20 protein-coding genes, 4 tRNA genes, 1 other RNA gene and 1 pseudogene are annotated in these 26,786 nt (G+C 71.3%); 14 read left to right on the plus strand and 12 right to left on the minus strand.

The window, feature by feature from the left end:
* Window positions 1-55: 55 nt before the first annotated feature.
* The 3 genes from ACZ5SK_RS10400 to ACZ5SK_RS10410 all read right to left on the minus strand — a co-directional run bounded on the left by ACZ5SK_RS10400 (window position 56) and on the right by ACZ5SK_RS10410 (window position 3,597).
* A complete protein-coding gene (locus ACZ5SK_RS10400) occupies window positions 56-2,491 on the minus strand; it encodes a helicase C-terminal domain-containing protein (RefSeq protein WP_457494589.1) in 2,436 nt (811 codons plus the stop codon).
* Between the two features lie 405 nt (window positions 2,492-2,896).
* Window positions 2,897-3,322 carry a hypothetical protein gene (locus ACZ5SK_RS10405; RefSeq protein WP_334578780.1) on the minus strand — a complete coding sequence of 142 codons (426 nt, stop codon included), beginning with the start codon at window positions 3,320-3,322 and terminating at the stop codon, window positions 2,897-2,899.
* Window positions 3,319-3,597: a ribbon-helix-helix domain-containing protein gene (locus tag ACZ5SK_RS10410; RefSeq protein WP_334578781.1), complete on the minus strand. Its 279-nt coding sequence runs from the start codon at window positions 3,595-3,597 to the stop codon at window positions 3,319-3,321. Before ACZ5SK_RS10410 ends, ACZ5SK_RS10405 begins: the two co-directional genes overlap by 4 nt.
* A 58-nt stretch (window positions 3,598-3,655) precedes the next feature.
* Here ACZ5SK_RS10410 and ACZ5SK_RS10415 point away from each other — a divergent pair.
* A pseudogene (locus ACZ5SK_RS10415) lies at window positions 3,656-3,829 on the plus strand (site-specific integrase); the annotation flags it as partial.
* A 65-nt stretch (window positions 3,830-3,894) separates the two neighbouring features.
* Here ACZ5SK_RS10415 and ACZ5SK_RS10420 read toward each other — a convergent pair.
* A tRNA-Ser gene (locus ACZ5SK_RS10420) sits at window positions 3,895-3,979 on the minus strand.
* A gap of 71 nt (window positions 3,980-4,050) precedes the next feature.
* Here ACZ5SK_RS10420 and ffs point away from each other — a divergent pair.
* The 6 genes from ffs (at window position 4,051) to ACZ5SK_RS10450 (ending at window position 13,999) form a co-directional block, all read left to right on the plus strand.
* An RNA gene (gene ffs, locus ACZ5SK_RS10425) (signal recognition particle sRNA small type) lies at window positions 4,051-4,149 on the plus strand.
* 79 nt (window positions 4,150-4,228) lie between these two features.
* Window positions 4,229-6,679 (plus strand): DNA polymerase III subunit gamma and tau, encoded by a 2,451-nt coding sequence (locus tag ACZ5SK_RS10430; protein WP_468575767.1) that lies wholly within the window; start codon window positions 4,229-4,231, stop codon window positions 6,677-6,679.
* A 186-nt stretch (window positions 6,680-6,865) separates the two neighbouring features.
* Window positions 6,866-8,152 (plus strand): phosphoribosylamine--glycine ligase, encoded by a 1,287-nt coding sequence (gene purD, locus ACZ5SK_RS10435; RefSeq protein WP_334578783.1) that lies wholly within the window; start codon window positions 6,866-6,868, stop codon window positions 8,150-8,152.
* 358 nt (window positions 8,153-8,510) lie between these two features.
* A complete protein-coding gene (locus ACZ5SK_RS10440) occupies window positions 8,511-11,096 on the plus strand; it encodes a M48 family metalloprotease (RefSeq protein WP_468575801.1) in 2,586 nt (861 codons plus the stop codon).
* A gap of 353 nt (window positions 11,097-11,449) precedes the next feature.
* Window positions 11,450-12,973, plus strand: coding sequence for a N,N-dimethylformamidase beta subunit family domain-containing protein (locus ACZ5SK_RS10445; protein WP_334578785.1), 1,524 nt, complete (start codon window positions 11,450-11,452; stop codon window positions 12,971-12,973).
* 126 nt (window positions 12,974-13,099) lie between these two features.
* A complete protein-coding gene (locus ACZ5SK_RS10450; protein WP_334578786.1) occupies window positions 13,100-13,999 on the plus strand; it encodes a phosphoribosylaminoimidazolesuccinocarboxamide synthase in 900 nt (299 codons plus the stop codon).
* A 57-nt stretch (window positions 14,000-14,056) separates the two neighbouring features.
* On the opposite strand, the gene ACZ5SK_RS10455 is transcribed toward ACZ5SK_RS10450, so the two are convergent.
* The 8 genes from ACZ5SK_RS10455 to ACZ5SK_RS10490 all read right to left on the minus strand — a co-directional run bounded on the left by ACZ5SK_RS10455 (window position 14,057) and on the right by ACZ5SK_RS10490 (window position 18,812).
* Window positions 14,057-14,132, minus strand: a tRNA-Gly gene (locus tag ACZ5SK_RS10455).
* Window positions 14,133-14,178: 46 nt separating this feature from the next.
* The gene (locus ACZ5SK_RS10460; protein ID WP_334578787.1) at window positions 14,179-14,787 is read right to left on the minus strand and encodes a response regulator transcription factor; all 609 of its coding nucleotides are present in this window, start codon (window positions 14,785-14,787) and stop codon (window positions 14,179-14,181) included.
* Window positions 14,784-16,037, minus strand: coding sequence for a sensor histidine kinase (locus tag ACZ5SK_RS10465; protein ID WP_334578788.1), 1,254 nt, complete (start codon window positions 16,035-16,037; stop codon window positions 14,784-14,786). The genes ACZ5SK_RS10460 and ACZ5SK_RS10465 overlap by 4 nt, the downstream gene beginning before the upstream one ends.
* An 83-nt stretch (window positions 16,038-16,120) precedes the next feature.
* A complete protein-coding gene (locus ACZ5SK_RS10470; RefSeq protein WP_334581270.1) occupies window positions 16,121-16,864 on the minus strand; it encodes an ABC transporter permease in 744 nt (247 codons plus the stop codon).
* A gap of 86 nt (window positions 16,865-16,950) precedes the next feature.
* Window positions 16,951-17,931, minus strand: a complete 981-nt coding sequence (locus tag ACZ5SK_RS10475) for an ABC transporter ATP-binding protein (RefSeq protein ID WP_468417838.1) — start codon at window positions 17,929-17,931, stop codon at window positions 16,951-16,953.
* Between the two features lie 169 nt (window positions 17,932-18,100).
* A tRNA-Gly gene (locus ACZ5SK_RS10480) sits at window positions 18,101-18,173 on the minus strand.
* 79 nt (window positions 18,174-18,252) lie between these two features.
* Window positions 18,253-18,324 (minus strand) — tRNA-Gly (locus ACZ5SK_RS10485).
* Window positions 18,325-18,494: 170 nt separating this feature from the next.
* Complete coding sequence (locus tag ACZ5SK_RS10490) at window positions 18,495-18,812, minus strand: histone-like nucleoid-structuring protein Lsr2 (RefSeq protein ID WP_319344059.1); 318 nt, start codon at window positions 18,810-18,812, stop codon at window positions 18,495-18,497.
* Window positions 18,813-19,144: 332 nt separating this feature from the next.
* Here ACZ5SK_RS10490 and purS point away from each other — a divergent pair, with 332 nt between their 5' ends.
* The 7 genes from purS (at window position 19,145) to purM (ending at window position 26,747) form a co-directional block, all read left to right on the plus strand.
* Window positions 19,145-19,417 carry a phosphoribosylformylglycinamidine synthase subunit PurS gene (gene purS, locus ACZ5SK_RS10495; protein WP_020131278.1) on the plus strand — a complete coding sequence of 91 codons (273 nt, stop codon included), beginning with the start codon at window positions 19,145-19,147 and terminating at the stop codon, window positions 19,415-19,417.
* Window positions 19,414-20,118, plus strand: a complete 705-nt coding sequence (gene purQ, locus ACZ5SK_RS10500) for a phosphoribosylformylglycinamidine synthase subunit PurQ (protein ID WP_319344061.1) — start codon at window positions 19,414-19,416, stop codon at window positions 20,116-20,118. Before purS ends, purQ begins: the two co-directional genes overlap by 4 nt.
* Window positions 20,115-22,373 (plus strand): phosphoribosylformylglycinamidine synthase subunit PurL, encoded by a 2,259-nt coding sequence (purL, locus tag ACZ5SK_RS10505; protein ID WP_334578790.1) that lies wholly within the window; start codon window positions 20,115-20,117, stop codon window positions 22,371-22,373. Before purQ ends, purL begins: the two co-directional genes overlap by 4 nt.
* A gap of 160 nt (window positions 22,374-22,533) precedes the next feature.
* Entirely contained in the window at window positions 22,534-23,340 is an 807-nt protein-coding gene (locus ACZ5SK_RS10510) for a maleylpyruvate isomerase family mycothiol-dependent enzyme (RefSeq protein ID WP_334578791.1), read from the plus strand.
* Window positions 23,341-23,398: 58 nt separating this feature from the next.
* Complete coding sequence (locus ACZ5SK_RS10515) at window positions 23,399-23,863, plus strand: META domain-containing protein (RefSeq protein WP_334578792.1); 465 nt, start codon at window positions 23,399-23,401, stop codon at window positions 23,861-23,863.
* Between the two features lie 232 nt (window positions 23,864-24,095).
* The gene (purF, locus tag ACZ5SK_RS10520) at window positions 24,096-25,625 is read left to right on the plus strand and encodes an amidophosphoribosyltransferase (protein ID WP_079661329.1); all 1,530 of its coding nucleotides are present in this window, start codon (window positions 24,096-24,098) and stop codon (window positions 25,623-25,625) included.
* Window positions 25,626-25,679: 54 nt separating this feature from the next.
* Window positions 25,680-26,747 (plus strand): phosphoribosylformylglycinamidine cyclo-ligase, encoded by a 1,068-nt coding sequence (purM, locus tag ACZ5SK_RS10525; RefSeq protein WP_334578793.1) that lies wholly within the window; start codon window positions 25,680-25,682, stop codon window positions 26,745-26,747.
* Window positions 26,748-26,786: the final 39 nt, after the last annotated feature.

The raw sequence follows: 26,786 nt of genomic DNA on the forward strand, positions 1-26,786 counted from the left end.
TCCCGCTAGGGATAGTATCGGCAGAGATACTATCCCTGGCGATACCATCTTTCCTTCATTCGAGCACGGGGCTCATGACGCCGTGGATGCGGGAGAGGGTGAAAACGCGATCGTCCTCTCGCAGGTGGCACCAGGCTTCGAGGTAGGGCGGGTCGAGTTCGAGGCGGCTGAGGGTGCGTACCGTCCGGTTCCCCGAGGCGGCGACGTAGTCGACGGTGATGGGTGCGCCGGCATCGATGGCGTGGGCGAGCTGGCGGACGTCGCTGTACGGCAGGTGCTTCGCCCACCCCGCGACGATCTCCTCGGTGTCCGTGGCGAAGGGCGGTCCTCCATCGAACGGCGCGGGTTCCGGAGTCGTCGCAGGGGCGGCCAGCAACTGGGCCGCCAAGGAGTTCGGGTCGACCGGGGCGGGTTTCTTCGCCGTGCCTGTGGCAGCGATCCGGCCACTGTCCCTCGCGCCGGTGCCGCGCGGAGCCGGCACCTGCGCGGCGGCCCGCTGAGGCCGGGTTTTCTCGACCCGTACCGTGCCCTCGGCCGTCTCGGCGACGGGGGCGTATCCCTCGGCCCGGAGCGTGGCGAGGGTCGTGTCGAGCGGGCTGCGGCTGATCAGCACCGTAGGCGCCAACTGCCGGAGCCCAAGCCCCGCGAGCTTGCGGTGGGCGGCGAGTTCGGCCAGGAGAGCGGGTTCGTCGCCGTGGATGACGCAGGCGGCGGGGGTGACGCGCACACGGCCGTGGCCGCGTGCGGTGTCGGCGATCAGGTAGGACAGCGGCTGCGGCAGGGGCCCGGCGGCGACAGCGGCCAGGTCGGCCGTGATGTCGTCGCAGCGACGGCCGGCGTCCAGTGCCCGGCGGATGCTGCCGGCGCTGAACCGCCACACCGATGCCGTGCCGCTGGTCTCACGGTCGGCGACGGCGTTCAGGAGCGAGGCCAGTCGCGCGGACGGTGTGCCGGTGACGACGGCGGTGAGATCGGCGCCGATCCGTGCCGTCGCGGTGGCCGAGGGCAGCAGTCGTCGGCACTCCATGTCCAGCGCCTCCGTGTCGCCGGTCCGCAGATGGATACCGAAGGCGGACAGAGCGCCGCGAGCGAGCACGCCGAGAATTTCGGCCTCACGGATCACGGCGGCGAACGGTGTTCCGTCCGCGGGCGATGAGTGGGTGAGCGGGCGGTGCCAGGTGATCAGGGGCCCCAGATCCGAGGTGACCGTTGCGCCCTGCCCTGCCGGAAGCTGTCCGGCTGCGGCCAACAGCCCGTGGCGAGCCTGCACGCAGCCATTGCAGGGCGGTGCTCCCGCGAGAGCGGGAAGCGCCTTGTTGTCCTCATCGCGCGACTCGGTCGGGGTGAGCGGCAGGTTCCGCCATGCCCCGAGCAGTACCGCGAACTGCTCCGGGGGTTCCTGCTCCGCCCAGGCGTCGTACGCCTCGGTGGGCGCCACGCGGTCGCCGTCCCGGCCCAGGAGCCCGGCGGCGTACGCCGTCTCAAGAGCAAGGCGTACGACGGCGTCGTCGGCCTGCGCGGCCTTGCCGATGCGGGCCAGTTCACGCGCCCCGATCCCGCCGGACTTCAGTCGGGTCGGCGCGGTGCCCGAGCAGGCCGACAGGACCGAAACGGCACGGGACGCGAACGCCGTGGCCGCGGCTGACGCCTCGTGGTCCACCTCGGCCGGGGTGACGGACGCCGATCGCACGGAAGGCGGGACCGGTGCGAACGGGGCGTGCCAGCCGGGTCCGCGCAGCGAGAGCGTCACCTCGGCCGGCATACGGGCCGGACCGTAGGCGTGACGATCCTGGATCAGGAGTCCCCGCTCCAGTGCCCACCGGACGCCCGGTTCGAGGCCGGGGCGGGGAGCGCCGAACACGATGAACTGCGGCTGCCCCGGCACGCCCTCCGCGCGGCGTTCGAGCAGCTTCCGGGCCGCCGCAGGAGCTTTCGCGACCAGTGGGACGACCTGTTCCGGGTCGCTGTGATGTGCCACCAGTGCGGCCAGACGCTGCGGCTTGGTGCCCGGCGGCTTGATGCCCAGGGCTGCCAGCATGCCGCGCAGGTCCTCGGAGGTCGCGCCCGCGAGCAGCCGCTCCAGCGGCGCATCCAGTCCCAGGGGCGCGTCCCAGGCCTGGCGCAGTGGTCCGGCCATGCGGAGTTTCCCCACGCCGTCAGGCCAGACCAGAGCCTGATCGGCCAGCGCTTCCAGCACGACGTCCAGTTCGCGGGTGGTTTCGTCGTCCGTCGCCCCCAACAGCTCCGCCAGGGCATCGCGCGACGCGGGCGCACCCAGCGCCGCCAGCGCCTCGGCCACCTGGAGGTGCGGCAGCGCGAGCCGTGGCAGGGCCAGTGCCACCGATCCGGGGCGCTGAAGACGATCCGCCAGTTCCCCCACCGAGCGCGGCTCCGGAAGGGACATGGCGTCCTTTCGTGCTTCGAGCACGCGTGCCAGACGAGAGCCGCCGAGGCTGCTCAGCCATGTCGCCAGCGTTGATCGGGACTTCATGGGGGTGCACCTCGTCAGACCGGGGAGTCGCAGTGGGGTGGGAGGCTTGGCGCCGGGTTTCCAGAATGGCGCACCTCCCAGGTCGGCGGGTGCCGCATCGGGGCAGGTTCCTCCCAGCGGGCGTGTCTACCGCAAGACTGAGACCACGCACGACGAAGGGCCCCACCGCGAACGGTGGGGCCCTTCGACATCGTGCCCGGTGAGGCACTGGCGGAGGATACGAGATTCGAACTCGTGAGGGGTTGCCCCCAACACGACACGCTTTCCAGATGTTCGTCTGGGGGGCGGGGCGGGACGGGTGCGTTATGACCTGGGGCGGAGAAGGCCATCGGACGGATGGTGGACGGCGCCGGACGGCGACGAATGAGACCAGAACTGAGACCAGAACTGAGATCAGGGCGCCGGTCATACTCGCTTGACGACGATCGATTCCGGAACCAGCTTCTCCAGGTCGTCCCCGTCCGATGTGAAGATGGTGACCTGCCCTTTCTGCTGTCGGGCGATGATGGCGAGCACCGCGTCGATCGCGTACTTGTGGCCGTGAAGCTTGGCGTCGGACAGGAGTCGGCGGGCCTGGCGGGCCTCGTCCTTCCCGATGTCGGCGACTTTGAGCCGGGAGAGCACCCAGTCCCAGCGCTGCTCGGTGGTTCTGCCGTCGTACGCCTCCACCAGCGTCATGGGCGACGTGACCACATCGGCTTCGCCCCGTGCTGCGAGATCGAGCCAGGCGATCATCTTCCGGTCGCCACGCACAGCGAGGGACAGGGCTTCGCAGTCGAGTACGAAGGCGCGCAGTGGCCGCTGCCCGTGATCTCTGGCTCGCTTGGTCACGCGGCCTCTCCGGCGTTGTGCCCTCCGGCGGTGAGGCGACGCTCGTGCTCGGCGTCGAGATCTTCCAGCTCCGAGAGTGCTGCTGCGCGCTCGTCGTCGGTGACCGCGCCGTGTTCCTCCTGCAGCCAGTCGACCAGTTCCAGCAGTCGGTCCCGATCGCGCTTGAATCGCAGTGCTTCGGCGACGTACGCCGAAAGTCCCCGCTCAGCCGCCTCGGCGCGGATCTCGTCCAGGAGATCTTCGGGGATCGTCACCGTTACTTTCTTGGTTGCCATACAAGTCACCATACTCTTGGTGTGAATGCCCCTACCAGATTGGCGTGACCCGTGGGGCAAGGTCATCGATCAGATCATGGGGTGGGAGCCGGGCACGTCCGCGAGCATGCGGGCGAGGTACCTGCACGTGCCGGACGCCATGCTCAAGGAGGCGGCCCGGATGATCGCCGATGCCATCTGGGGAGCCCCGGAAGCACCCCCTGTGGATAAAAACCAGGACAACGGCGCCTGAGTGAACAACGAAGCGGCCCCGCTGTGATCAGCGGGGCCGCTTCGTTTTGCCTGTTCAGGCGGCTGCGGAGGATACGAGATTCGAACTCGTGAGGGGTTGCCCCCAACACGCTTTCCAAGCGTGCGCCCTAGGCCTCTAGGCGAATCCTCCGCCGCAAACAATACAAGACGTTGAGGAGTGCTCGCGAACTCGTTCCCCCCGCTCAGATCCTGTAGCCTGTGCGGAGCCCCTCACGCGGCGCTATCTGACTGAACTCCCCCAGGGCCGGAAGGCAGCAAGGGTAGGTTGGCTCTGGCGGGTGCGTGGGGGGCGCTTGCGTTTCACCGTCCTGGCGATGCCCAGGGGGCCCGGGATCGTGCGTGGGGCCCGATGTCGGTGGTCGCCTATAACCTCGTATGCGTGTCGTCTCTCGCGCTGTACCGCCGCTATCGCCCGGAGTCGTTCGCCGAGGTCATCGGGCAGGAGCATGTCACCGACCCGCTGCAGCAGGCGCTGCGGAACAACCGGGTCAATCACGCGTACCTGTTCAGCGGGCCGCGTGGGTGCGGGAAGACCACCAGCGCGCGCATCCTGGCCAGGTGTCTGAACTGCGAGCAGGGGCCCACGCCGACTCCGTGCGGGGAGTGCCAGTCCTGCCGTGACCTCGCGCGCAACGGGCCCGGCTCCATCGACGTCATCGAGATCGACGCCGCCTCCCACGGTGGTGTGGACGACGCCCGTGACCTGCGGGAGAAGGCCTTCTTCGGGCCCGCCGGAAGCCGCTACAAGATCTACATCATCGACGAGGCCCACATGGTCACGTCGGCCGGTTTCAACGCGCTCCTCAAGGTCGTCGAGGAGCCCCCGGAGCATCTGAAGTTCATCTTCGCGACCACGGAGCCCGAGAAGGTCATCGGCACCATCCGGTCACGGACCCACCACTACCCGTTCCGGCTCGTGCCCCCGGGGACGCTGCGGGAGTACCTCGGCGAGGTGTGCCAGAAGGAAGGCATTCCCATCGAGGACGGCGTCCTGCCGCTCGTCGTGCGTTCCGGCGCGGGATCCGTGCGTGACTCCATGTCCGTCATGGACCAGCTCCTCGCCGGTGCGGGCGACGCGGGTGTGACATACGCCATGGCCACCTCCCTGCTCGGCTACACCGAGGGCTCCCTGCTCGACTCCGTCGTCGAGGCCTTCGCCACCGGTGACGGCGCCGCCGCCTTCGAGGTCGTCGACCGGATCATCGAGGGGGGCAACGACCCGCGCCGCTTCGTCGCCGACCTGCTGGAGCGGCTGCGCGACCTCGTGATCCTCGCCGCCGTTCCGGATGCGGCGGAGAAGGGGCTGATCGACGCCCCGGTGGACGTCATCGAGCGCATGCAGGCCCAGGCCGGCGTCTTCGGCGCCGCCGAACTCAGCCGTGCCGCCGACCTCGTCAACGAGGGCCTCACCGAGATGCGCGGCGCCACGTCGCCCCGCCTCCAGCTCGAACTGATCTGCGCGCGCGTGATGCTGCCCGCCGCCTATGGAGACGAGCGGTCCGTCATGGCCCGCCTCGACCGCATCGAGCGCGGCGTGAACTTCTCGCCGGGCGGCGGTGGCGGTATGGGTGTGCAGGGCGCCCCCACGATGGCCCCCGCCATGCCTGCCATGGGGTACGTGCCCGGCCCCGAGGCGCACGGCGGCTCCGCCATGGGCGAGGGCGCGTCCATCCCGCCCGGCGGCGGCGCCGCGGCGGCCCGCGCGGCGGTACGAGGGCAGGGACCCGGGCAAGGACAGGGACAGGGACAGGCTCCGGGGCAGGCGGCTGCGCCTGCCGCCGCCGGGCCCGCGCCGGGCCAGCCCCCGGCCGCCGGGCCCGCGGCCCCCCCGACGCCCGCTCCCGCTCCCATGCCTGCTCCCACTCCCACTCCCACTCCCATGCCCGCTCCCGCTCCTGCCGCCCCTCCCGTTGACGAGCCTCCCGTCCAGCCCGCCCCCGGCGCTTGGCCCACCCCCACTGCGGCGGGCAGCGGCCGTCGGCCCGGCGGCTGGCCGACGGCCGCCCCCGCGGGTGGTGGCGGACGCCCGCAGCCACCCGCCCCCGCCGGACCCCCGGCCTCCGCCCCGACGGCACCCCCCGCGCCCGCGTCGGCGTCCGCCCCTGCGCCCGCTGCCGCGTATGCGCCTCCGTCCGGCGGCCTCGACCCCCGCATGCTCTGGCCGAACATCCTGGAGGCGGTCAAGAACCGTCGGCGCTTCACCTGGATCCTGCTCAGCCAGAACGCCCACGTCGCCGGCTTCGACGGCACGACCCTCCAGCTCGGCTTCGCCAGCGCCGGCGCCCGCGACAACTTCGCGAGCAGCGGCAGCGAGGACGTGCTGCGACAGGCGCTGACCGAGCAGTTCAGCGTCCAGTGGAAGATCGATGCGATCGTCGACCCGTCGGGTGGCTCGGCACCCCCGCCGACCGGCGGTTTCGGCGGCGGAGGCAGTGGCGCCGGTGGCGGTGTCGGCGGCGCTCCGAGCGGCTACGGCAGTCCCGGCAACGCCGGTGGCTACGGCAGTCCCGGCGGCTACGGCAGTCCCGGCGGCTACGGCGGTGGCGGTACGTCCGCCCCATCGGCCCCGTCGGCCATGAACACGGCAGCGCCCCAGGCCCAGGCACACGCGCAGGCACCGGCACCGGCACCGACCACTCCCGCCGCGTCCGCCCAGTACGCACCCGCTTCGGCGCCCGCCCCCGCGGCCTCCGCCCCCGAGCCGGTGGCCCCCGAGGACGACACCCCTGAGGACGACGACCCGGACCTCAACGAGTCGGCCCTCTCCGGCTACGAACTGATCGTCCGGGAGCTGGGAGCGACGGTGGTGGAGGAATTCACCAACGAATAGCGCGAAGAACGCGAAGAGATGTGCGAGCGCAGAGAGACGTGCGAGCGCAGAGAGACGTGCGAGCGCGGAGAGATGCGCGAGCGCGGAAAGCACGACGGGTTGTTTGTAGGAACGCACAGTGCCGTCCCGCCCCGGCCTTCGGAAGCCCGTACAAACGCCCCGGCCCCGGCCGGTTAGGCTGACCCCGTGAACGTCCTCGTCATCGGCAGCGGCGCCCGCGAACACGCCCTGTGCCGCTCACTGTCCCTCGACCCCGCCGTCACCGCGCTGCACTGCGCCCCCGGCAACGCCGGCATCGCCGAGGTCGCCGAGCTGCACCAGGTCGACGCCCTGGACGGCGAGGCCGTGTCCGCGCTGGCCGTCGAGCTCGGCGCCGAGCTGGTCGTCGTAGGCCCGGAGGCGCCCCTGGTGGCCGGGGTCGCCGACGCCGTGCGCGAGGCGGGCATCCCGGTGTTCGGCCCCTCGAAGGAGGCCGCTCAGCTGGAGGGCTCCAAGGCGTTCGCCAAGGACGTGATGGCCGGGGCCGGTGTGCCGACCGCCCGCTCCTACGTCTGTACGACCCCCGAGGAGGTCGCCGAGGCCCTCGACGCCTTCGGCGCGCCGTACGTCGTCAAGGACGACGGTCTGGCCGCCGGCAAGGGCGTCGTCGTCACCGACGACCTGGAGACCGCCACGGCGCACGCCGCCGCCTGCATGGGGGTACCTCCCGCGCCGTCCAGGCAGCGGGGGAGCGTCGTCATCGAGGAGTTCCTCGACGGCCCGGAGGTCTCCCTCTTCGCGATCACCGACGGCGAGAGCGTCGTCCCGCTGCAGCCCGCCCAGGACTTCAAGCGCGCCCTCGACGGCGACGAGGGCCCGAACACGGGCGGCATGGGCGCCTACTCGCCGCTGCCCTGGGCCGACCCGAAGCTGGTGGAGGAGGTCCTTGAGACCGTTCTCCAGCCGACCGTCGACGAGATGCGCCGCCGCGGCACCCCGTTCTCCGGTCTGCTCTACGCCGGCCTCGCGATCACCAGCCGCGGTGTCCGGGTCATCGAGTTCAACGCCCGCTTCGGCGACCCCGAGACGCAGGTCGTCCTGGCCCGCCTGAAGACGCCGCTGGCCGGAGTCCTGAAGGCCGCCGCCACCGGCGACCTCGCCGACCTGCCGCCTCTGCGCTGGAGGGACGACGCGGCCGTCACCGTCGTCATCGCCTCGCACAACTACCCCGGCACCCCGCGCACCGGCGACCCGATCACCGGCCTCGCCGAGGTGGCCGCCGAGGACGCCCCGCACGCGTACGTCCTGCACGCCGGGACGAAGGACGACGACGGGACGGTCGTCAGCGCCGGTGGCCGTGTGCTGTCCGTCACCGCGACCGGCGCCGATCTCACCGAGGCCCGCGAGCGCGCGTACAAGGCGGTCGCGCGCATCGGTCTCGACGGTTCCCAGCACCGTACGGACATCGCCGCGAAGGCGGCTGCGGACGCGTGACACGCGTCCGAGCGCACGGACCGGCGGGCGCGTGACGCGCGTCTCAGCAGGTATGTCCCAGGCCCCGGGCCTCAGGGAACTCCGCAGGGAGGACCCCTGAAACCCGGGGCCTGATCGTTGCCCACCGTCATCCACCTTTCCCCAAAGGCATTCCATCGAGTGAGCGCTGAGCTATCCGGCTGACGTGGGCCGGAGTGCCAACTAGGGTGCGGCGCAAGCGTCCCGGCACAGGTTCCGGCACTTGGCCCACCGGCATTGCGATGTCAGTGGGCGGTGCCACAGTGGGGGAGTGAGCACTGCGAAGACAGCCGGGGGAAACAGGACTGCAGGGAGGGGGTGAGGTCCGGTCGTGACCGGTATGGGTGTGGAGGTGGGCGCGCAGGCCGCGCGTGCCCGGGCGCTCGCCGTGCTGCGTATCCGCAGCCGGGCACTCGCCGTCGCGCTGCTGCCCGCGGCAGCCGCCGTGATCCTGCTCGCGGGCGGTTCCACCGGGCACCTTGTGGGCCAGGGGTGGGACACCGCACGCTGGGCCGTGGTCGTCGTCGCGGTCGTCGTGCTGCTGGCCGCCGGTGTCATCGCCCTGGTCGTGGCCCGGGCCCGGCCCGCCGTCAGTCCCACGGTCGCGATCGCCGAGGAGTCGGCCCCCGACCTGTACCGGCTGGTGCGTGACCTCGCCGACCGCCTCGACGTCCCGGCGCCCTCCGCGATAGCGCTCACGCCGGACTGCGACAGCTGGCTGGAGGACCGCACCCACCCGGCCCACGGCCCGCCCCCGCCCCGCGACCGCGACGAGATAGCCGGCGCGGGCGGCCCCCACGGCCCCCTCCACCGTCGTACGACAGCGGCGCCCGTCCTCGTCATCGGCTCGCCGTTCCTGTGGTGGATGCGCGTCGGCGAGCTGCGCGCCGTCCTCGCCCCCGTCGTCGCCGGTACGGGACCCTCCGCGCACCCCGACATAGCCGCGGCCCGCCGCTTCGTGCGCGGGCTGGACGCCGCGGTGGCCGGCTGCGCCTCCCGCGGCGACCGGTATCCCGTCCTGCGGCCGGCCTGCTCGGGCATCGGCTGGGTCGCGCGGCTGATGCTCCGCGGCTGCCAGGTCCACGCCGGCGAGATGGAGCGGGGCGTGGCCGCCGCGGCGGCCGAGCGTGCACAGGCTGTGGATTACGGGCTGCGGATCGTCGCCCAGGAGCAGGTGGGGCTGGCGTACGCGGGCTGGGACCGGCTTCTGACGCGCGTGGCGCTGCCCGCCTGGCGGATGGGCCGCTGGCCCTCCCGGCTGGACGCGGGGGTCGTCGCCGCCCTCACCGAGCTGTCCCGGCGCGACCGCCTGGCCGAAGGCTTCGCCTCCCGGCTCGGCGAGCGCCCCGCCTGCGACCTGCTCGAAGAGCCCGGCACCATCGACGAGGCGGCCTCGCTGCTCGCCGCCCGCCTCTTCCACGGCGGGCCCGCGGACCCCGGCCCGGACTGGTCGCCGGTGGCCTGGGACGACTACCCGGACGAGGTCGTCGACCGCAAGTGGCGCACCGACGCGGCCCGCCTCCACCGCGTCCTGGACGCCCTCGGCGTCCGCCGCACCCCCGACCCCGTCACCCACCCCCACGGCCCCACCCTGTCCCGCATCCTCGACCACCTAACAACCACCTCCCAACAACCACCCCACCCCCACCCCGAGCCCGGACCCCGCACAGAGCCCGGACCCCGCACGGTGGACGGTGCCCGCGCGGAGGGGTCCCGCACGGTGGACGGTGCCCGCGCGGATGGGACCCACACAGTGGACGGGCCCCACACGCTGGACAGGCCCCGCGCGGCGGATGGCCCCCGTACGGCGGATGGCCCCCGCGCGGCGGACGGGGCCTATATGCCCGACGGGGTCCAGGTGCCGGACGGGATCCACCTGCCGGACAACTCCCAGGTCACCGGTGCCTCTCGGATCGCCGACGACTCCCGCCCGCCGGACAATTCCCGCGTCGCGGACACAGTCCATCCGTTGGGCGCGAACCCTCCCACGGACACCTGTTACCCGACGGACACGGGCTCCCGGACGGACACTCCGCGTCCGAGGGACACGGTTGTCCCCCCGGACCCGGCCGCCCAGACGGACCCGCTCCGCCAGACGGGCCGCCCTCGGCCGCCGAACCCGCCCAGGCCGGAGGGCCGGCCCCAGTCGACGAACCACTCTGAGCAGGTTGACCGCCCCGACTCGGCCGACCACCCCGACTCGGCGGGCGATGCCCACCGAACGGCCGCGCCTCACCTGGCGGACCCGGCCCATCCGGCGGGCGGTCCCGCGTCGGCCGACCACCCCGACTCGGATGACCGGTCCGGCTCGGTTGGCCGGCCCGCGTCGGCGGGTGGGTCCGGCCGAGCGGACGTGGCGCCGCTGCCCGAGGCGCCGGGCCGGCCCTCGGCTGCCGAATCCGGACGGATGTCCTCCCCGTCTGCCTCCGCCGAATCCCCCACCGCCCCTGCCCCCGCTCCTGCCCCCGCTCCTCACCCCATCCCCACCCCCGACAATGAGGACCCCCCGCCCCCCAACCCCCGTAGCGCCGCTCTGGCCGCTCGGCTCGGGGTCGAGGTCGGGCGGGAGGAGGCGGTGGCTGCAGTGGCCGCTCCGGCCGGCTCCCCGTTGCCCGGGCAGGGCCCGGACATGGCCCTCTGGGACGACGACGCCGTCCCCCTGGTCCCTCTCCAGCCCCCGCGCACCGACCGCGAGCTGCTCGCCGACCACGTCACGGCGATGGTCTGCTGCGCCGCGATGGACACCGTCGGCGCGACGCCGGGCCTCGACTGGCTCGACGGCCCGACCCTTCTGGTCGACGGCCGGCGCGTCGCCGACCTGACCCCCCGCGTCCTCAGCCTCGTCGAGGACGGCGACGCGGCCCCCCTGCGCACCTGGCTCGTGGAGCTGGGCATACGACCGGAGAAGCCGGTACGGCTCGGCTGAGCGCATCCGGGCGCGGGCACCGGCGCGGGCACCCGTGCGGGGCTGGGCCTCGGACTTCCGCCGCCAGCCGCCAGCCGCCAGCCGCCAGCCGCCAGCCGCCACCCGGCACCCGCCAACCCCCGCCCCCACCCCTCGGCCCGCACCCCTCAGCCGCCGGATACCTATCGGAGCACCGGATTCCACTTTCGGCCAATTCGCAACGAATCGTGACTGTCTGCGCGCGTTATGTGATGTGCTGGGACCGATAGCGCCCATGGCAAGGGCTTGCGACATAGGACATGCGACATCCGACGAACGCGCACGGCCGCCACGTACGCACGAACCATCACGGGGGCACAAGGGAGGGGAGCACCATGGGACCCGGACCAGGACCGGAGCGCATCCGCCGATGGGAGTCGGGAGCGCTGGCCCACGCCGTGACGGACCCCTTCGGGCAGGGCCCCGTCCCGTGGCTGCGCGGCAGCGAGACGTACTTCGACGACACCGGAAACGTCGTCCCCTGGTACGTGGACCAGACCCCCGCCCCCGCCGCCCCCACCCGCCGGGGGACACCCCGTGTCCCCGCCCCCCGCAGCGCGGACGCCGCCGGCGGCCCCCGCTCCGCCGACGACGTCCGACGGCAGATCAAGGGCTTCGTCTCCACCGGCGCGGTCGCCCCCGGCGACGCCGTCGACTTCCACATCACGGTCGACCCGCCGCAGGAATTCAGCGTCGACATCTACCGCATAGGCCACTACGACGGCGACGGCGCAGCCAAGATCACCACCAGCCCGCGCCTCTCCGGCATAGTCCAGCCCCCGCCCCTGACCGCGGACCGCACCGTCTCCTGCCACCACTGGTGGCTCTCCTGGCGCCTGCAGGTGCCGTCGTACTGGAACGTGGGCGCGTACGTCGCCGTCCTCACCACCGTCGACGGCTACCGCTCCCACGTCCCCTTCACGGTCCGCGACAACCGCCCCGCCGACCTGCTCCTGGTCCTCCCCGACGTCACCTGGCAGGCCTACAACCTTTACCCGGAGGACGGACGCACCGGCGCCAGCCTCTACCACGCCTGGGACGAGAAGGGCCGTCTCCTCGGCGAGGCCGACGCCGCGACCACGGTCTCCTTCGACCGGCCCTACGCGGGCGCCGGCCTCCCCCTCCATGTCGGCCACGCCTACGACTTCATCCGCTGGGCCGAGCGCTACGGCTACGACCTCGCCTACGCCGACGCCCGTGATCTGCACGCCGGTCACCTCGACCCCGCCCGTTACCGGGGCCTCGTCTTCCCCGGCCACGACGAGTACTGGTCGACGCCCATGCGTCGCACCGTGGAACTGGCCCGCGACAGCGGCACCTCACTGGTGTTCCTGTCCGCGAACTCCGTGTACTGGCAGGTGGAGTTGGGGGCGTCGCCGTCCGGCGTGCCCGGCCGTCTGCTCACCTGCCGCAAGCGCAAGGGGCCCGGCAAGCCTGTCCTGTGGCGTGAGATCGACCGCGCCGAGCAGCAACTGGTCGGCATCCAGTACGCGGGCCGGGTGCCCGATCCGCACCCGCTGATCGTGCGCAACGCGAACCACTGGCTGTGGGAGGCGACCGGCGCAGGAGAGGGCGACGGCATCGAGGACCTGGTCGCGGGCGAGGCCGACCGCTACTTCCCGCGCACGCCCCTCCCGCCCCACGAGGAACGCATCCTCCTCGCCCACTCCCCGTACACCGACACCGAGGGCGTCCAGCGTCACCAGGAGACCTCCCTCTACCGCGCCCCCTCCGGCGCCTTGGTCTTCGCTTCCGGAACCTTCGCCTGGTCCCCGGCCCTGGACCGCCCCGGCCATGTGGACGCGCGTGTCCAGCGCGCCACCGCCAACCTCCTGGACCGCATCTGCAAACGCGACTGACGCCCGTCCGCCCCCCACCCGCTGTCCCCACCCGCTGTCCTCACCCGCTGTCCCCACCCGCTGTCCTTGATCGATCCCGATGTACGGGACAATCGACCCACTAGGACAGAACCACGGGGAGGAACCGTGTCCGGATTCGTAGAAAAGCCCGAGCCCCTTCAGGTGCCGGGCCTGGTGCATCTGCACACCGGCAAGGTGCGCGAGCTGTACCAGAACGAGGCGGGCGATCTCGTGATGGTGGCCAGCGACCGCACGTCCGCCTTCGACTGGGTGCTGCCGACCGAGATCCCCGACAAGGGGCGCGTCCTCACGCAGCTCTCCCTGTGGTGGTTCGACCAGTTCGCCGACCTGGTCCCGAACCACGTCCTGAGCACGGAGCTGCCGGCCGGCGCGCCCGCCGACTGGGCCGGCCGCACCCTGATCTGCAAGTCGCTGCGGATGGTCCAGGTCGAGTGCGTGGCCCGCGGCTATCTCACCGGCTCGGGTCTCGCCGAGTACAAGGAGTCCCGCACGGTCTGCGGCCTCGCCCTGCCCGAGGGCCTGGTCGACGGCAGCGAACTGCCCGCGCCGATCTTCACCCCCGCCACCAAGGCCGCCGTCGGCGAGCACGACGAGAACGTGTCCTACGAGGAGGTCGCCCGCCAGGTCGGCGCCGACACCGCCGCCGAGCTCCGCCAGGCGACCCTCGCCGTCTACGGCCGCGCCCGCGACATCGCCCGCGACCGGGGCATCATCCTCGCCGACACCAAGTTCGAGTTCGGCTACGAGGGCGAGACCCTGGTCATCGCCGACGAGGTCCTCACCCCGGACTCCTCCCGCTTCTGGCCCGCCGACCGGTGGCAGCCCGGCCGCGCCCAGCCTTCGTACGACAAGCAGTTCGTGCGCGACTGGCTGACCTCGGCCGAGTCCGGCTGGGACCGGAAGAGCGAGCAGCCCCCGCCGCCGCTTCCCCAGCAGATCGTGGACGCGACCCGCGCGAAGTACGTCGAGGCCTACGAGCGCCTGACGGGCACCCGCTGGGCGTGACGCGTCCGGCGCACGCGCAACGCGAAAGGCCCCGGTCGATGACCGGGGCCTTTGCGCTGGAGCGGACGACCAGGTTCGAACTGGCGACCTCAACCTTGGCAAGGTTGCGCTCTACCAACTGAGCTACGTCCGCACTGCGCCACCATGAACGCGGTGCATGTTCCGTGGCGCGAGACCAACTATACCCAACCTCGCTCCCGAGCGAGCCGCACCGCTGCGTGCCGGTTCTCCGCCCCGAGCTTGGACACGGCCGACGACAGATAGTTGCGGACCGTCCCCTGCGACAGCGCGGCCCGCTCGGCGATCTCCGCGACGGGCGCCCCGTCGGCGGCGAGTTCGAGCACCTCCGCCTCGCGCGAGGTCAGCGGCGAGTCCCCGGCGGCGATCGCGTCGGCCGCCAACTCCGGGTCGACGTAACGGTTCCCGGCGTGCACGGTGCGGATGATCTCCGCGAGCCGCTGCGCGCTCACCGTCTTCGGGACGAACCCGCGTACACCCGCCGCAAGCGCCCGCTTGAGGTGTCCCGGCCGACCGTGGCTGGTGACGATCAGTGTCTGGCAGTCGGGCAGTTCGGTGCGCAGGGATGTGGCGACCTTCACACCGTCCGCGCCCGGCATCTGAAGATCCAGGACGGCCACGTCGGGCCGGTGCGCCCGCGCCATCGCCAGCGCCTCCGGTCCGGTGGCCGCCTCGGCGACGATCACCAGGTCGTCCTCCAGGGAGAGCAGCGCGGCCAGGGCGCCCCGGATGAGGTGCTCGTCGTCGGCGAGCAGGACCCGCACCGTCATGAAGTGACCTCTCTCACAGCAGCCTTTCCGCTCAGCGGTACCTCCGCGACCACCCGGAACACGCCCGCTCGGACGAGCCCGGACTCCAGCGTCCCGTCGACCCCCTGCAACCGTTCCCGCAGTCCGGCGAGTCCCGACCCGCGGCCGCCTTCGGCGGGGGACCCGGCACCGTCGTTCTCCACCGTCAGCACCACATGTCCTTCCGTCCTGCGCAACGCCACCGAGCAACGGCCGGCGTCTCCGTGCCGCAGCACGTTGGTGGTGGTCTCCCGCACCACCCAGCCGAGCGCGGACTGTACCTCGGCGGGCAGCCCGCCGGTCTCCCCGCTCACCTCGCACGCGATCCCGGCCGCCGTCAACACGCCCTGCGCTCCGGCGAGTTCGACTCCGAGGTCGGCCTCACGGTAGCCCCGTACGACAGCGCGTACCTCCCGCTGCGACTCCTGCGCGATGCGCTGCACCTCGATCATCTGCTCCACGGCGTCCGGCCGTCCGCGCCGGGCCAGCTGCACGGCCAGCTCGCTCTTCAGCGCGATCACCGCCAGATTCCGGCCCAGCACGTCGTGCAGGTCACGCCCGAACCGCAGCCGTTCCTCGGCGACGGCGAGCCGGGCCTCGACCTCGCGGCCCCGCTCCGCCTCCCAGAGCACGGACAGGGTCCAGGCGCCGCAGCGGCAGGCGAGCAGCGAGAAGAGCGTCCCGAACGCGGTCAGCGCCCCGACCATCACGATCCCGGCGGGGTCCGGGTCGGCCCAGGCGAACGCGGCCATGAGCACCACGGCGAGGACGGCGGACCGGCGCAGGAACATCCGCATCGGGATGACGAGCCCGTACAGCAGCCCGAAGGGCAGCAGCGCGGCGCCGATGAACAGCCTGATCGCCACGGGTTCGGTGCCGCCCAGCACGGCGAGCGCCAGGGTCAGCGCCAGTTCCAGGGCCAGCAGGACGGCGGAGGGGCGCAGCGCGCGGGGCGGGAGTTCGGTGCGGCCCAGGTAGTGGTCGAGCACGGACCGGGTGAGCCGGTTCGCCTCCACGCACTGCAGGGCGCCCACGAGCAGCAGCAGCCCGCCGACGAGCAGCGGCTCGGGCCGGTGGTGGTCGACCCCTCCCACCAGCGGCAGCGCCAGCCAGGACCCGGAGAAGAGCCAGATCGTGCCGTACCAGCTGATCACGGTCACCAGCTCGACCCGCTCCGCCTTGCTGCGCTCCCGCCAATGGCGCCGCTGCCACCCCCGTATCCAGCCGAACACCGTTCCCCGCCCCCTCAGGCCTTGTCTGCCTCTCAGGCCCTGTCTGTCCTTCAGGCCCCGTCTGCTCTTGAGGCCCTGTCGGCCTAGCGCCTCGGCTCCCACCGGAACCACCGCTGTACAGCAAACACCGCCGGCACCGTCCAGGCCAGCGCGGTCGCGAGGGCGCCCAGGGCCTCGTACGCCGACAGGTTTCCGGTCCAGCCGCCGCGGATCAGGGTGATCACCGGGGACAGCGGCAGCAGTTCGCAGACGGAGGCGAGCCGGTCGGGCAGCAGTTCCAGGGGGACGGTCACCCCGGAGCCGGTCATCGACACGAGCACCATCGGCATCGTGGTGACCTGTGCGCTCTCCACGGTCCGGGTCATCGTCGCCGTGACCGCCGCGAGCGCCGCGCACATCACCAGGCCCAACAGCAGCCCCAGCACGGCGAGATGGGGCGCTTTCGGGGCCGGTACGTCGAGCAGGACCGTGGAACCGGCCACCAGCACCAGGGACTGCACCAACCCGGTGGCGAGGACCGGCAGCGCCGCCCCGCCGAGGATCTCGGCGTCCCGCAGCTCGCCGGTCCGCAGCCGCTTCAGCACCAACTCCTCGCGCCGGGCGGTGTAGATGGCGGCCAGCGCCGAGTACACCCCGAACAGCAGCGAGAACCCGATCGCGGTGGGCAGCAGCACCAGCCCGACGCTGAGCCCGACGTCCTGAACATTCATGTCCTTGACGACCGACACCAGGCCGACCGGCAGCAGGAGCGGCATGAACACGGCCGCGATGATCGTGCTCCTGCTGCGCCCGAGCAGCGTCAGCTCGGCCCGCGCTAGGGCGGCCATCCGGCTCGCGGGAGTGGTGACCGTACGCCCGTCCGTACCGGTGGCGGCCGCACCCCCGCCCTCGGAGTCCTTCACCGTCGCCCCGCTCATGCCGCGACCTCCTCGGTCCCGCCGGTCTCGCTGGTCTCGCCGGCCTCGTCGCGGTGCGACGCCTCCCGGGCGATCCCCAGGAACGCCTCCTCCAGCGAGGCCGACCGCACGTCCAGCCGGCGTAGTTCGACGCCGACGCGCTCGGCCCACACCAGCAGGCCGGTCGCCGCGCGCTGCAGTTCCCGCGTGCGCAGCCGTACGACGCGGCCCTCGCTCTCGTGACCGCACACGCCCAGCTCACCCAGTGGCGGCAGGTCGCCCATGAAGTACCCCTCGGGCAGTTCGAAGGTGATCCGGGACGGCTGGGCGCCGGTCACCTCGGCGGGTGTCCCCGCGGCGGCGATGCGGCCCTGGTGCAGGATGGCCAGGCGGTCGGCGAGGTGCTCCGCTTCCTCCAGGTAGTGGGTGGTCAGCAGCACCGTCGTACCGGTGTCGCGCAGGGCGCGTACCAGGTCCCAGGTGTCGCGGCGGCCCTCGGCGTCCAGGCCGGTCGTCGGCTCGTCCAGGAACAGCACCTCGGGCTCGCCGAGGACGGCGAGCGCGAGGTCGAGGCGTCGGCGCTCGCCTCCGGACAGCTGCTTGACCCGGACGCCGGCCCGCCCGGTGAGCCCGACCAGTGCCAGCGCCTCCCCGACCGGGCGGGCAACGCTCACGCAGCCGGCCCACATCCGCGCGGTCTCGGCGACGGTCAGCTCGGAGGGGAAACCACCCTCCTGGAGCATCACGCCGGTGCGCGGCCGTACGGCGGCCCGCCCGAAGTACGGGTCGTGGCCAAGCACGGAGATGCGCCCGCCGTCGGGCCGCGCGAGGCCCTCCAGCAACTCGACGGTCGATGTCTTTCCGGCGCCGTTGGTGCCCAGCAGGGCGAAGATCTCACCGCGTTCGACATGGAAGGAGATCCCGCGGACCGCTTCGAACCCGCCCCCGTAGACACGCCGGAGGCCGGTGACCTCAATCACGTGTTCGTTCGTGTTCATGCCTCCAGCGTCCCCGCGGTCGGAGACCGTCAGCAGTGCGAGGTGTCACCACTACGTATGACAAATGTCAGTCGATCGCTCGCACCGCCGATCGCTCGCGACGCACGCACGCATGCCTGCATGCACGCACGAAAAAGCCCCCCGGTGGAAGCCGGGGGGCTTGATTCAGAGCGGACGACGAGGCTCGAACTCGCGACCTCAACCTTGGCAAGGTTGCGCTCTACCAACTGAGCTACGTCCGCATTGCCTCCGACCAGCTTTCACTGATCGGCGCGAGCACCAGCCTACCCGATCCACGACAGTGGTCGGACGGCGATGCAGAGCGGGTGACAGGAATTGCACACTGCGCCTTCCCCCTGGAAGGGGGATGTTCTGCTACTGAACTACACCCGCATGTACTCCGTGAGCTGGGCCTTTTCGGCCTCGCCCCGCGGCGTGCTCCAGACTCTAGCCGACCGGGAGGGGTGCAGCGCAAGTCGGTGCGTTCGAGGGGCGGGTGACCGGCCGTCGGCCCACGGCTGATGCGGGTGCGGGTGCGGTTGAGCGACGCGACCCGCCGGGCGTCACTGCGCGTCGGCGAAGGCCTCGTAGACCTTCTTGGGGATACGGCCTCGGGCCGGCACCTCCATCTTGTTGGCCTGGGCCCAGGCGCGGACCGCCGCGGGGTCGGGGGCGACCTCCGTCTGCTTGTACGCCCTGCCCGACCTCGACCGCTTGCGGCCGGCCTCCACGTAGGGCGCAAGCGCCTTACGCAGTTTCTTGGCATTGGCTTCATTCAGGTCGATCTCGTACGACTTGCCGTCGAGTCCGAAGGCGATCGTTTCCGCCGCTTCCGAGCCGTCGATGTCGTCAAAGAGAGTGACCACGACCTTCTGCGCCACGAATATCGGTCCCTTCGTCCGGCACCGCATACAGCTCAGCTGCGGCGAAGTGCCGAGTCTCGGCTATTTCCAATTCATTTGTACAGTGCGCGGAATGCATTGTGAAGCCCGACTAAATCTGTCCGCGTGTCCGAGCGCAATAGGTATCCGGGACCGTTCGGGGATCTTTCCAGTAACTTTTCGTGAACGTCCCCCTCCGATGCGGGATCGTGATGGCCGTCACGTAGCTTCCTACAACTCTACCCGCGTAGAAATTTTGTGCGGGTAGTCTGAAGACACCTGTTGGAGACACCCGCAGGAACCTGCTCAGCACCACACCACCGGGAGTGCCAGTGGCACGCGTCGTAGTCGACGTCATGCTCAAGCCGGAGATCCTCGACCCCCAGGGCCAGGCGGTGCAGCGCGCACTGCCGCGGCTGGGTTTCGAAGGCATCTCCGACGTACGTCAGGGAAAGCGATTCGAACTGGAAGTTGACGGACCCGTCGACGAAGCCGCCCTCGCCCGCATCCACGATCTTGCGGAATCCTTCCTCGCCAACACCGTGATCGAGGACTTCACGGTCAAGGTCGAGTCGGAAGAAGCAGTCGCGGGAGCCGCGAAGTGACCGCTCGTATTGGCGTCGTCACTTTCCCGGGAAGCCTCGACGACCGGGACACCCAGCGGGCGATCCGCCTCGCGGGCGCCGAACCCGTCGCGCTCTGGCACAAGGACAAGAACCTCCACCAGGTCGATGCCGTGGTGCTGCCCGGCGGTTTCTCCTACGGCGACTATCTGCGCGCCGGAGCCATCTCCCGCTTCTCGCCGGTGATGGAGACCGTCATCGAGCAGGCGAAGGCCGGCCTCCCGGTCCTGGGCATCTGCAACGGCTTCCAGATCCTCACCGAGGCCCACCTGCTTCCCGGCGGGATGCTCGGCAACGACCACCTCCACTTCATCTGCCGCGACCAGAAGCTGCGGGTGGAGAACGCGGAGACCGCCTGGACCGTGGACTACGAGGCGGGCCAGGAGATCCACATCCCGCTGAAGAACATGGACGGCCGGTACGTCGCCGACGAGTACACCCTCGACAAGCTCGAGGCCGAGGGCCGCGTCGCCTTCCGGTACCTGGCCCGCGACGGAGTCGCCGATGAGCGGGGTAACCCCAACGGCAGCCTCCGCGACATCGCCGGCATCACCAACGAGGCCGGCAACGTCGTAGGCCTCATGCCGCACCCGGAGCACGCCGTGGAGCCGCTCGTCGGGTCGGGCCGCACCGACGGTCTCCCCTTCTTCACCTCGATCCTCAAGAAGCTGGTCAACGCATGAGCCGGACGCCTCTGGACACGGTCGAGCACGCGGCCGAGACCCCCGACGTCGAGCTGCCCTGGGCCGAACTCGGCCTGAAGAAGGACGAGTACGAGCGGGTCGTGGAGATCCTCGGCCGCCGGCCCACCGGCGCCGAACTCGCCATGTACTCCGTCATGTGGTCCGAGCACTGCAGCTACAAGTCCTCCAAGGTGCACCTCCGCCAGTTCGGCGAGAAGGCTCCCCAGTCCGATGCGCTGCTCGTGGGCATCGGCGAGAACGCGGGCGTCGTCGACGTCGGCCAGGGCTATGCGGTCACCTTCAAGGTCGAGTCGCACAACCACCCGTCGTATGTGGAGCCCTATCAGGGCGCGGCCACCGGCGTCGGCGGCATCGTCCGCGACATCATCGCGATGGGCGCGCGGCCGGTCGCCGTCGTCGACCCGCTGCGCTTCGGCGCGGCCGACCACCCCGACACCAAGCGCGTCCTCCCGGGCGTCGTCGCAGGCATCGGCGGCTACGGCAACTGCCTGGGCCTGCCGAACATCGGCGGCGAGGTCGTCTTCGACGCCTGCTACCAGGGAAACCCGCTGGTCAACGCCGGTGCCATCGGTGTGATGCGGCATGAGGACATCCACCTCGCGAAGGCGTCCGGCGCGGGCAACAAGGTCATCCTGTACGGGGCCCGTACGGGTGGCGACGGCATCGGCGGCGCGTCGATCCTGGCGAGCGAGACCTTCGACGACGCCAAGCCGTCGAAGCGTCCGGCCGTGCAGGTCGGCGACCCCTTCCAGGAGAAGCTCCTCATCGAGTGCACCCTGGAGGCCTTCGCCGAGAAGCTGGTCGTCGGCATCCAGGACCTCGGCGCGGCCGGTCTGTCCTGCGCCACGTCCGAGCTCGCCTCGAACGGCTCCGGCGGCATGCGCGTGACCCTGGACGACGTACCGCTGCGCGACTCGACGCTCTCGCCCGAGGAAATCCTCATGAGCGAGTCGCAGGAACGCATGTGCGCGGTCGTCGAGCCGGAGAAGGTCGACCGCTTCCTCGAGATCTGCGACAAGTGGGACGTCATCGCCACCGTCATCGGTGAGGTGACCGACGGCGACCGCCTGGAGATCTACTGGCACGGCGGCAAGATCGTCGACGTCGACCCGCGCACCGTCGCCCACGACGGCCCGGTCTACGAGCGGCCGTACGCCCGCCCGGACTGGCAGGACGCCCTGCAGGCCGACGACGCGAACAAGCTGCCCCGGCCGCAGACGGGCGAGGAGCTGAAGGACCAGGTCCTGAAGCTGGTGTCCTCCCCGAACCAGGCCTCCAAGAAGTGGATCACGTCCCAGTACGACCACTTCGTACAGGGCAACACCGTCCTCGCCCAGCCCGAGGACTCCGGCATGATCCGCATCGACGAGAAGACCGGCCTCGGCGTCGCCATCGCGACCGACGGCAACGGCCGGTACGCCAAGCTCGACCCGTACGCGGGCGCGCAGCTGGCCCTCTCCGAGGCGTACCGGAACGTGGCGACGACCGGCGCCAAGCCCCTCGCCGTCTCCGACTGCCTGAACTTCGGCTCGCCGGAGGACCCGGCGGTGATGTGGCAGTTCGCGGAGGCCATCCGTGGACTCGCCGACGCCTGCCAGCAGCTCGGCACCCCGGTGACCGGCGGCAACGTCTCGCTCTACAACCAGACCGGCGAGGTCGCCATCCACCCGACCCCCGTGGTCGCGGTGCTGGGCGTCATCGACGACGTCGCGCGCCGCACGCCCGTCGCCTTCCAGGAGGAGGGCCAGCTGCTCTACCTCCTCGGTGACACGCGTGAGGAGTTCGGCGGCTCGGCCTGGTCGCAGGTCGTCCACGACCACCTCGGCGGCCTGCCTCCCAAGGTCGACCTGGAGCGGGAGCGGCTGCTCGGCGAGATCCTGATCTCCGCCTCCCGCGACGGCATGATCGACTCGGCGCACGACCTGTCCGACGGCGGTCTGATCCAGGCGGTCGTGGAGTCGGCGCTGCTCGGCGGCAAGGGCGCCCGCCTGGTCGTGCCGGACGGGCTCGACGCCTTCACCCTCCTGTTCTCCGAGTCGGCCGGCCGCGCCGTCGTCGCCGTGCCGCGCTCCGAGGAGCTCCGCTTCAACGACATGTGCGAGGCGCGCGGCCTGCCCGTCACCCGCATCGGCGTCGTGGACGGTGACACGGTCGAGCTCCAGGGCGAGTTCGAGCTGTCGCTCGAGGAACTGCGCACGGCCCACGAGGAGACCATCCCGGCGCTGCTCAAGTAATCAGTCGTACGACGCCGAAGGCCTCGCCGGTTCACCACCGGCGGGGCCTTCGGTGTGATCGTCATACCGTCTCGGGTGATCCGGGACGCAGGTTGAGGCATGCCCCGGCACCGGACAGTGACAGGGCAGGGAACGGCACGCACTGGCTAGGCTCACCGCCATGCCTCCGGCCAAGAAGCGCACGCGCACCTACGACCCCGTCAAGATCCGCGCCGCGGTCACCGCGCAGTTCGGGAACGTACGGCGGGCCGTGGCCACGCTCACCCCCGAGCAGCTCGCCCTGCCCACGCGGCTGGCGGGCTGGACCGTCCGGGACCTGGCCGCGCACGTCACCATGGCGGTGGAGACCGTCAGCCGCAACCTCGACCGGCCCGAACCCCCGAAGGCCGAACTCGCCCTCCTGGACTGGCCGTTCGCCACCGCCGTCCGAGCCTCCGGAATTTCCGGCGACACCCTGGACCTCGCGGCCGCCCACCCCGACCAGAACTCCCTGAACGCCCTCTACGCCCGCACCGAGGAACGGCTCACCGAGGCCCTCGCCACCGCCCCCGGCGACCGCCTCCTCGCCGCCCGCACCGGCGCCATCGCCCTCGCCGACTACCTCGTCACCCGCACCGTCGAACTCGTCGTCCACACCGACGACCTCAACGCCGCCGTCCCCGGCCTGGACATCCCCTACGACCGGCAGGCGCTCGCGGCCGCCACCCGGCTCCTCGCCGACGCCCTCGCCGTCAAGGCGCCCGGCGGCGCGACGGAGGTGCGGGTCCCGCCGTACGCCGTCGTGCAGTGCGTCCAGGGCCCGCGGCACACGCGGGGCACCCCGCCCAACGTGGTCGAGACCGACCCGCTGACCTGGATCCGGCTGGCGACCGGCCGGGTGACCTGGCAGGACGCCGTCGAGGAGGCGAAGGTCGGCGCGAGCGGCGAGCGGGCGGACCTCGCGGAGCTGCTGCCACTGATGTCGTAGCGGGACGCCACTGAGGCCGTGCGGGGAACCGGTCGTCTCCGGTGACCGTCACATCAGCATGTACACGTATAGGCACAAGCAGCGCATGATGGTGACGGCCGTGGCCGTCCTCGTCCCGCTCGCCGCGGCCTGCGGAAGCGAGAAAGCGGACGGCGGGCAGCCCGGCAGCGGCTCGGTGAGCGCCGAACAGCCCGTCACCGGGGTGCGGTGGAACGTCGACAGCGTCACCGTGGACGGCGCCACCCACCGTGCCCCCAGCGGGGCGCACGTCGAGATCGAGGACGGCAAGGCGGCGGGCAACTACGGCTGCAACAACTTCACCGCCAAGGTCGTCGTCGGGGACGACACCATCCGGTTCACCGACTCCCGGTCGACCAGGATGGCCTGCACGGACCAGCCCATGTCCTTCGAACGCACGCTGGCCGGCACGCTCGGTCAGGGTGCGCTCACCACCGAGGTCAAGGGCGCCACGCTGACCCTCGCCACGGCCGACGGCGACCAGGTCCGGCTGACCAGGAAATGAGACCGGCCCGCATCCACCGGCCCCATCGATGTGCGACACCTCACTCGCGCACCCGGAACGGGACTTCGCCGGATCGCCCGCGCGGGGCGCCCGACCGCCCATTGGATCATCAGATCTGCCGTCTGACCTGCGCAAACAAGTCGATCATGGGTGCGTTCGCCCCTGAGTGATCCAGTTACCGGCGAGTATCCCCAATTCGGACCAGTGGACGACCTCGCCTACACTCGGTGGCGTGCCACGTGGTGACGGTCGACTCAGTCATGATCTGCTCCCCGGCGAGAAAGGCCCCCAGGACGCTTGTGGCGTCTTCGGAGTCTGGGCTCCCGGTGAAGAGGTCGCCAAGCTCACTTACTTCGGGCTCTACGCCCTCCAGCATCGAGGCCAGGAATCCGCGGGAATCGCGGTCAGCAACGGCTCCCAGATCCTCGTCTTCAAGGACATGGGGCTCGTTTCCCAGGTCTTCGACGAGACCTCGCTCGGTTCGCTCCAGGGTCATATCGCGGTCGGACACGCCCGCTACTCGACCACCGGCGCCTCCGTGTGGGAGAACGCCCAGCCGACGTTCCGTGCCACCGCGCACGGCTCGATCGCGCTCGGCCACAACGGCAACCTGGTCAACACGGCGCAGCTCGCCGAGATGGTGGCCGACCTCCCGAAGAAGGAGGGCGGCCGTACGCCTCGCGTGGCGGCCACCAACGACACCGACCTGCTGACGGCCCTGCTGGCCGCCCAGGAGGACGCCGACGGCAAGCCGCTGACCATCGAGGAAGCGGCCCACCAGATCCTCCCGCAGGTCAAGGGCGCCTTCTCGCTCGTCTTCATGGACGAGCACACCCTTTACGCCGCCCGTGACCCGCAGGGTATCCGTCCGCTGGTCCTCGGCCGCCTGGAGCGCGGCTGGGTCGTCGCCTCCGAGTCCGCCGCCCTCGACATCTGCGGCGCCGCCTACGTCCGCGAGATCGAGCCCGGCGAGTTCATCGCCATCGACGAGAACGGCCTGCGCACCTCCCGCTTCGCGGACGCGAAGCCCAAGGGCTGTGTCTTCGAGTATGTGTACCTGGCCCGCCCGGACACCGACATCGCCGGCCGCAACGTGTACCTCTCCCGCGTGGAGATGGGCCGCAAGCTCGCCAAGGAAGCGCCCGTCGAGGCCGACCTGGTCATAGCGACCCCGGAGTCCGGCACCCCGGCCGCCATCGGCTACGCGGAGGCCTCCGGCATCCCCTTCGGCGCGGGCCTGGTGAAGAACGCCTACGTCGGCCGGACCTTCATCCAGCCCTCGCAGACCATCCGCCAGCTCGGCATCCGCCTCAAGCTGAACCCGCTGAAGGAAGTCATCAAGGGCAAGCGCCTGGTGGTCGTGGACGACTCGATCGTCCGCGGCAACACCCAGCGGGCGCTGGTGCGGATGCTCCGTGAGGCGGGCGCGGCCGAGGTCCACATCCGGATCTCCTCGCCGCCCGTGAAGTGGCCCTGCTTCTTCGGCATCGACTTCGCCACCCGCGCGGAGCTCATCGCCAACGGCATGACGATCGACGAGATCGGCACCTCGCTCGGCGCCGACTCCCTCGCCTACATCTCCATCGACGGCATGATCGAGGCGACCACCATCGCCAAGCCGAACCTGTGCCGCGCCTGCTTCGACGGCGAGTACCCGATGGAGCTCCCGGACCCGGAGCTGCTCGGCAAGCAGCTGCTGGAGACCGAGCTGGCGGCCGGTCCGGCAGCCACGGCCGCGGCCGACGCGATCCGTCGCCCGTAGGCAGCCCGTATCACCTGCAGGACGACTGCATACGACACGAAAGTTCTCACCGTCATGTCTGAGACAACTGGTGCCAGCTACGCAGCCGCGGGCGTCGACATCGAAGCGGGCGACCGCGCCGTAGAGCTGATGAAGGAGTGGGTGAAGAAGACGCAGCGCCCCGAGGTCCTCGGCGGCCTCGGCGGCTTCGCCGGCCTCTTCGACGCCTCCGCCCTCAAGCGCTTCGAGCGCCCGCTCCTCGCCTCCGCCACCGACGGCGTCGGCACCAAGGTCGACATCGCCCGGCAGCTCGGCGTGTACGACACGATCGGCCACGACCTGGTCGCCATGGTCATGGACGACATCGTGGTGTGCGGCGCGGAGCCGCTGTTCATGACCGACTACATCTGCGTCGGCAAGGTCCACCCCGAACGGGTCGCCGCCATCGTCAAGGGCATCGCCGAGGGCTGTGTGCTGGCCGGCTGCGCCCTGGTCGGCGGCGAGACGGCCGAGCACCCCGGCCTCCTGGGCGAGGACGACTTCGACGTCGCCGGCGCCGGTACGGGCGTCGTGGAGGCCGACCGGCTGCTCGGCCCGGATCGCATCCGCACGGGTGACGCGGTGATCGCCATGGCGTCCTCCGGTCTCCACTCGAACGGGTACTCCCTGGTCCGGCATGTCCTGCTGAACCAGGCGGGTCTCTCCCTCGACGCGCGGATCGACGACCTGGGCCGCACCCTCGGCGAGGAGCTCCTGGAGCCCACCAAGATCTACTCCCTGGACTGTCTGGCCCTCACCCGCACGACGGACGTGCACGCCTTCTCGCACATCACCGGCGGCGGCCTCGCGGCCAACCTGGCCCGGGTGATCCCGGACGCGCTGCACGCGACCGTGGACCGCTCCACCTGGACCCCGGACCCGATCTTCGACCTCGTCGGCAGGACCGGCTCCGTGGAACGCCTGGAGCTGGAGAAGACCCTGAACATGGGCGTCGGCATGATGGCGATCGTGCCCGAGGAGTCGGCGGACGTGGCTTTGGCCACACTGGCCGACCGCGGGGTCGACGCCTGGATCGCAGGCGAGATCACCGAGCGCGGCGCGCACACCACGGGAGCCGAACTGGTCGGCGACTACGCGAGCTGAGCCGACCGGCCGGACCGGGTGGACCGGCCGGACCGGGTG

The organism is Streptomyces sp. NPDC031474 (genome assembly GCF_055581185.1).

Excerpts from the sequence above, each read along its gene's own strand:
- ACZ5SK_RS10515 (WP_334578792.1), top strand. The coding sequence starts at position 23,399 with ATGTACACGTATAGGCACAAGCAGCGCATGATGGTGACGGCCGTGGCC.
- purL (WP_334578790.1), top strand. The coding sequence starts at position 20,115 with ATGAGCCGGACGCCTCTGGACACGGTCGAGCACGCGGCCGAGACCCCC.
- purM (WP_334578793.1), top strand. The coding sequence starts at position 25,680 with ATGTCTGAGACAACTGGTGCCAGCTACGCAGCCGCGGGCGTCGACATC.
- ACZ5SK_RS10410 (WP_334578781.1), bottom strand. The coding sequence starts at position 3,597 with ATGGCAACCAAGAAAGTAACGGTGACGATCCCCGAAGATCTCCTGGAC.
- ACZ5SK_RS10470 (WP_334581270.1), bottom strand. The coding sequence starts at position 16,864 with ATGGCCGCCCTAGCGCGGGCCGAGCTGACGCTGCTCGGGCGCAGCAGG.
- ACZ5SK_RS10460 (WP_334578787.1), bottom strand. The coding sequence starts at position 14,787 with ATGACGGTGCGGGTCCTGCTCGCCGACGACGAGCACCTCATCCGGGGC.
- ACZ5SK_RS10445 (WP_334578785.1), top strand. The coding sequence starts at position 11,450 with ATGGGACCCGGACCAGGACCGGAGCGCATCCGCCGATGGGAGTCGGGA.
- ACZ5SK_RS10400 (WP_457494589.1), bottom strand. The coding sequence starts at position 2,491 with ATGAAGTCCCGATCAACGCTGGCGACATGGCTGAGCAGCCTCGGCGGC.
- ACZ5SK_RS10510 (WP_334578791.1), top strand. The coding sequence starts at position 22,534 with ATGCCTCCGGCCAAGAAGCGCACGCGCACCTACGACCCCGTCAAGATC.
- ACZ5SK_RS10440 (WP_468575801.1), top strand. The coding sequence starts at position 8,511 with ATGGGTGTGGAGGTGGGCGCGCAGGCCGCGCGTGCCCGGGCGCTCGCC.
- ACZ5SK_RS10475 (WP_468417838.1), bottom strand. The coding sequence starts at position 17,931 with ATGAACACGAACGAACACGTGATTGAGGTCACCGGCCTCCGGCGTGTC.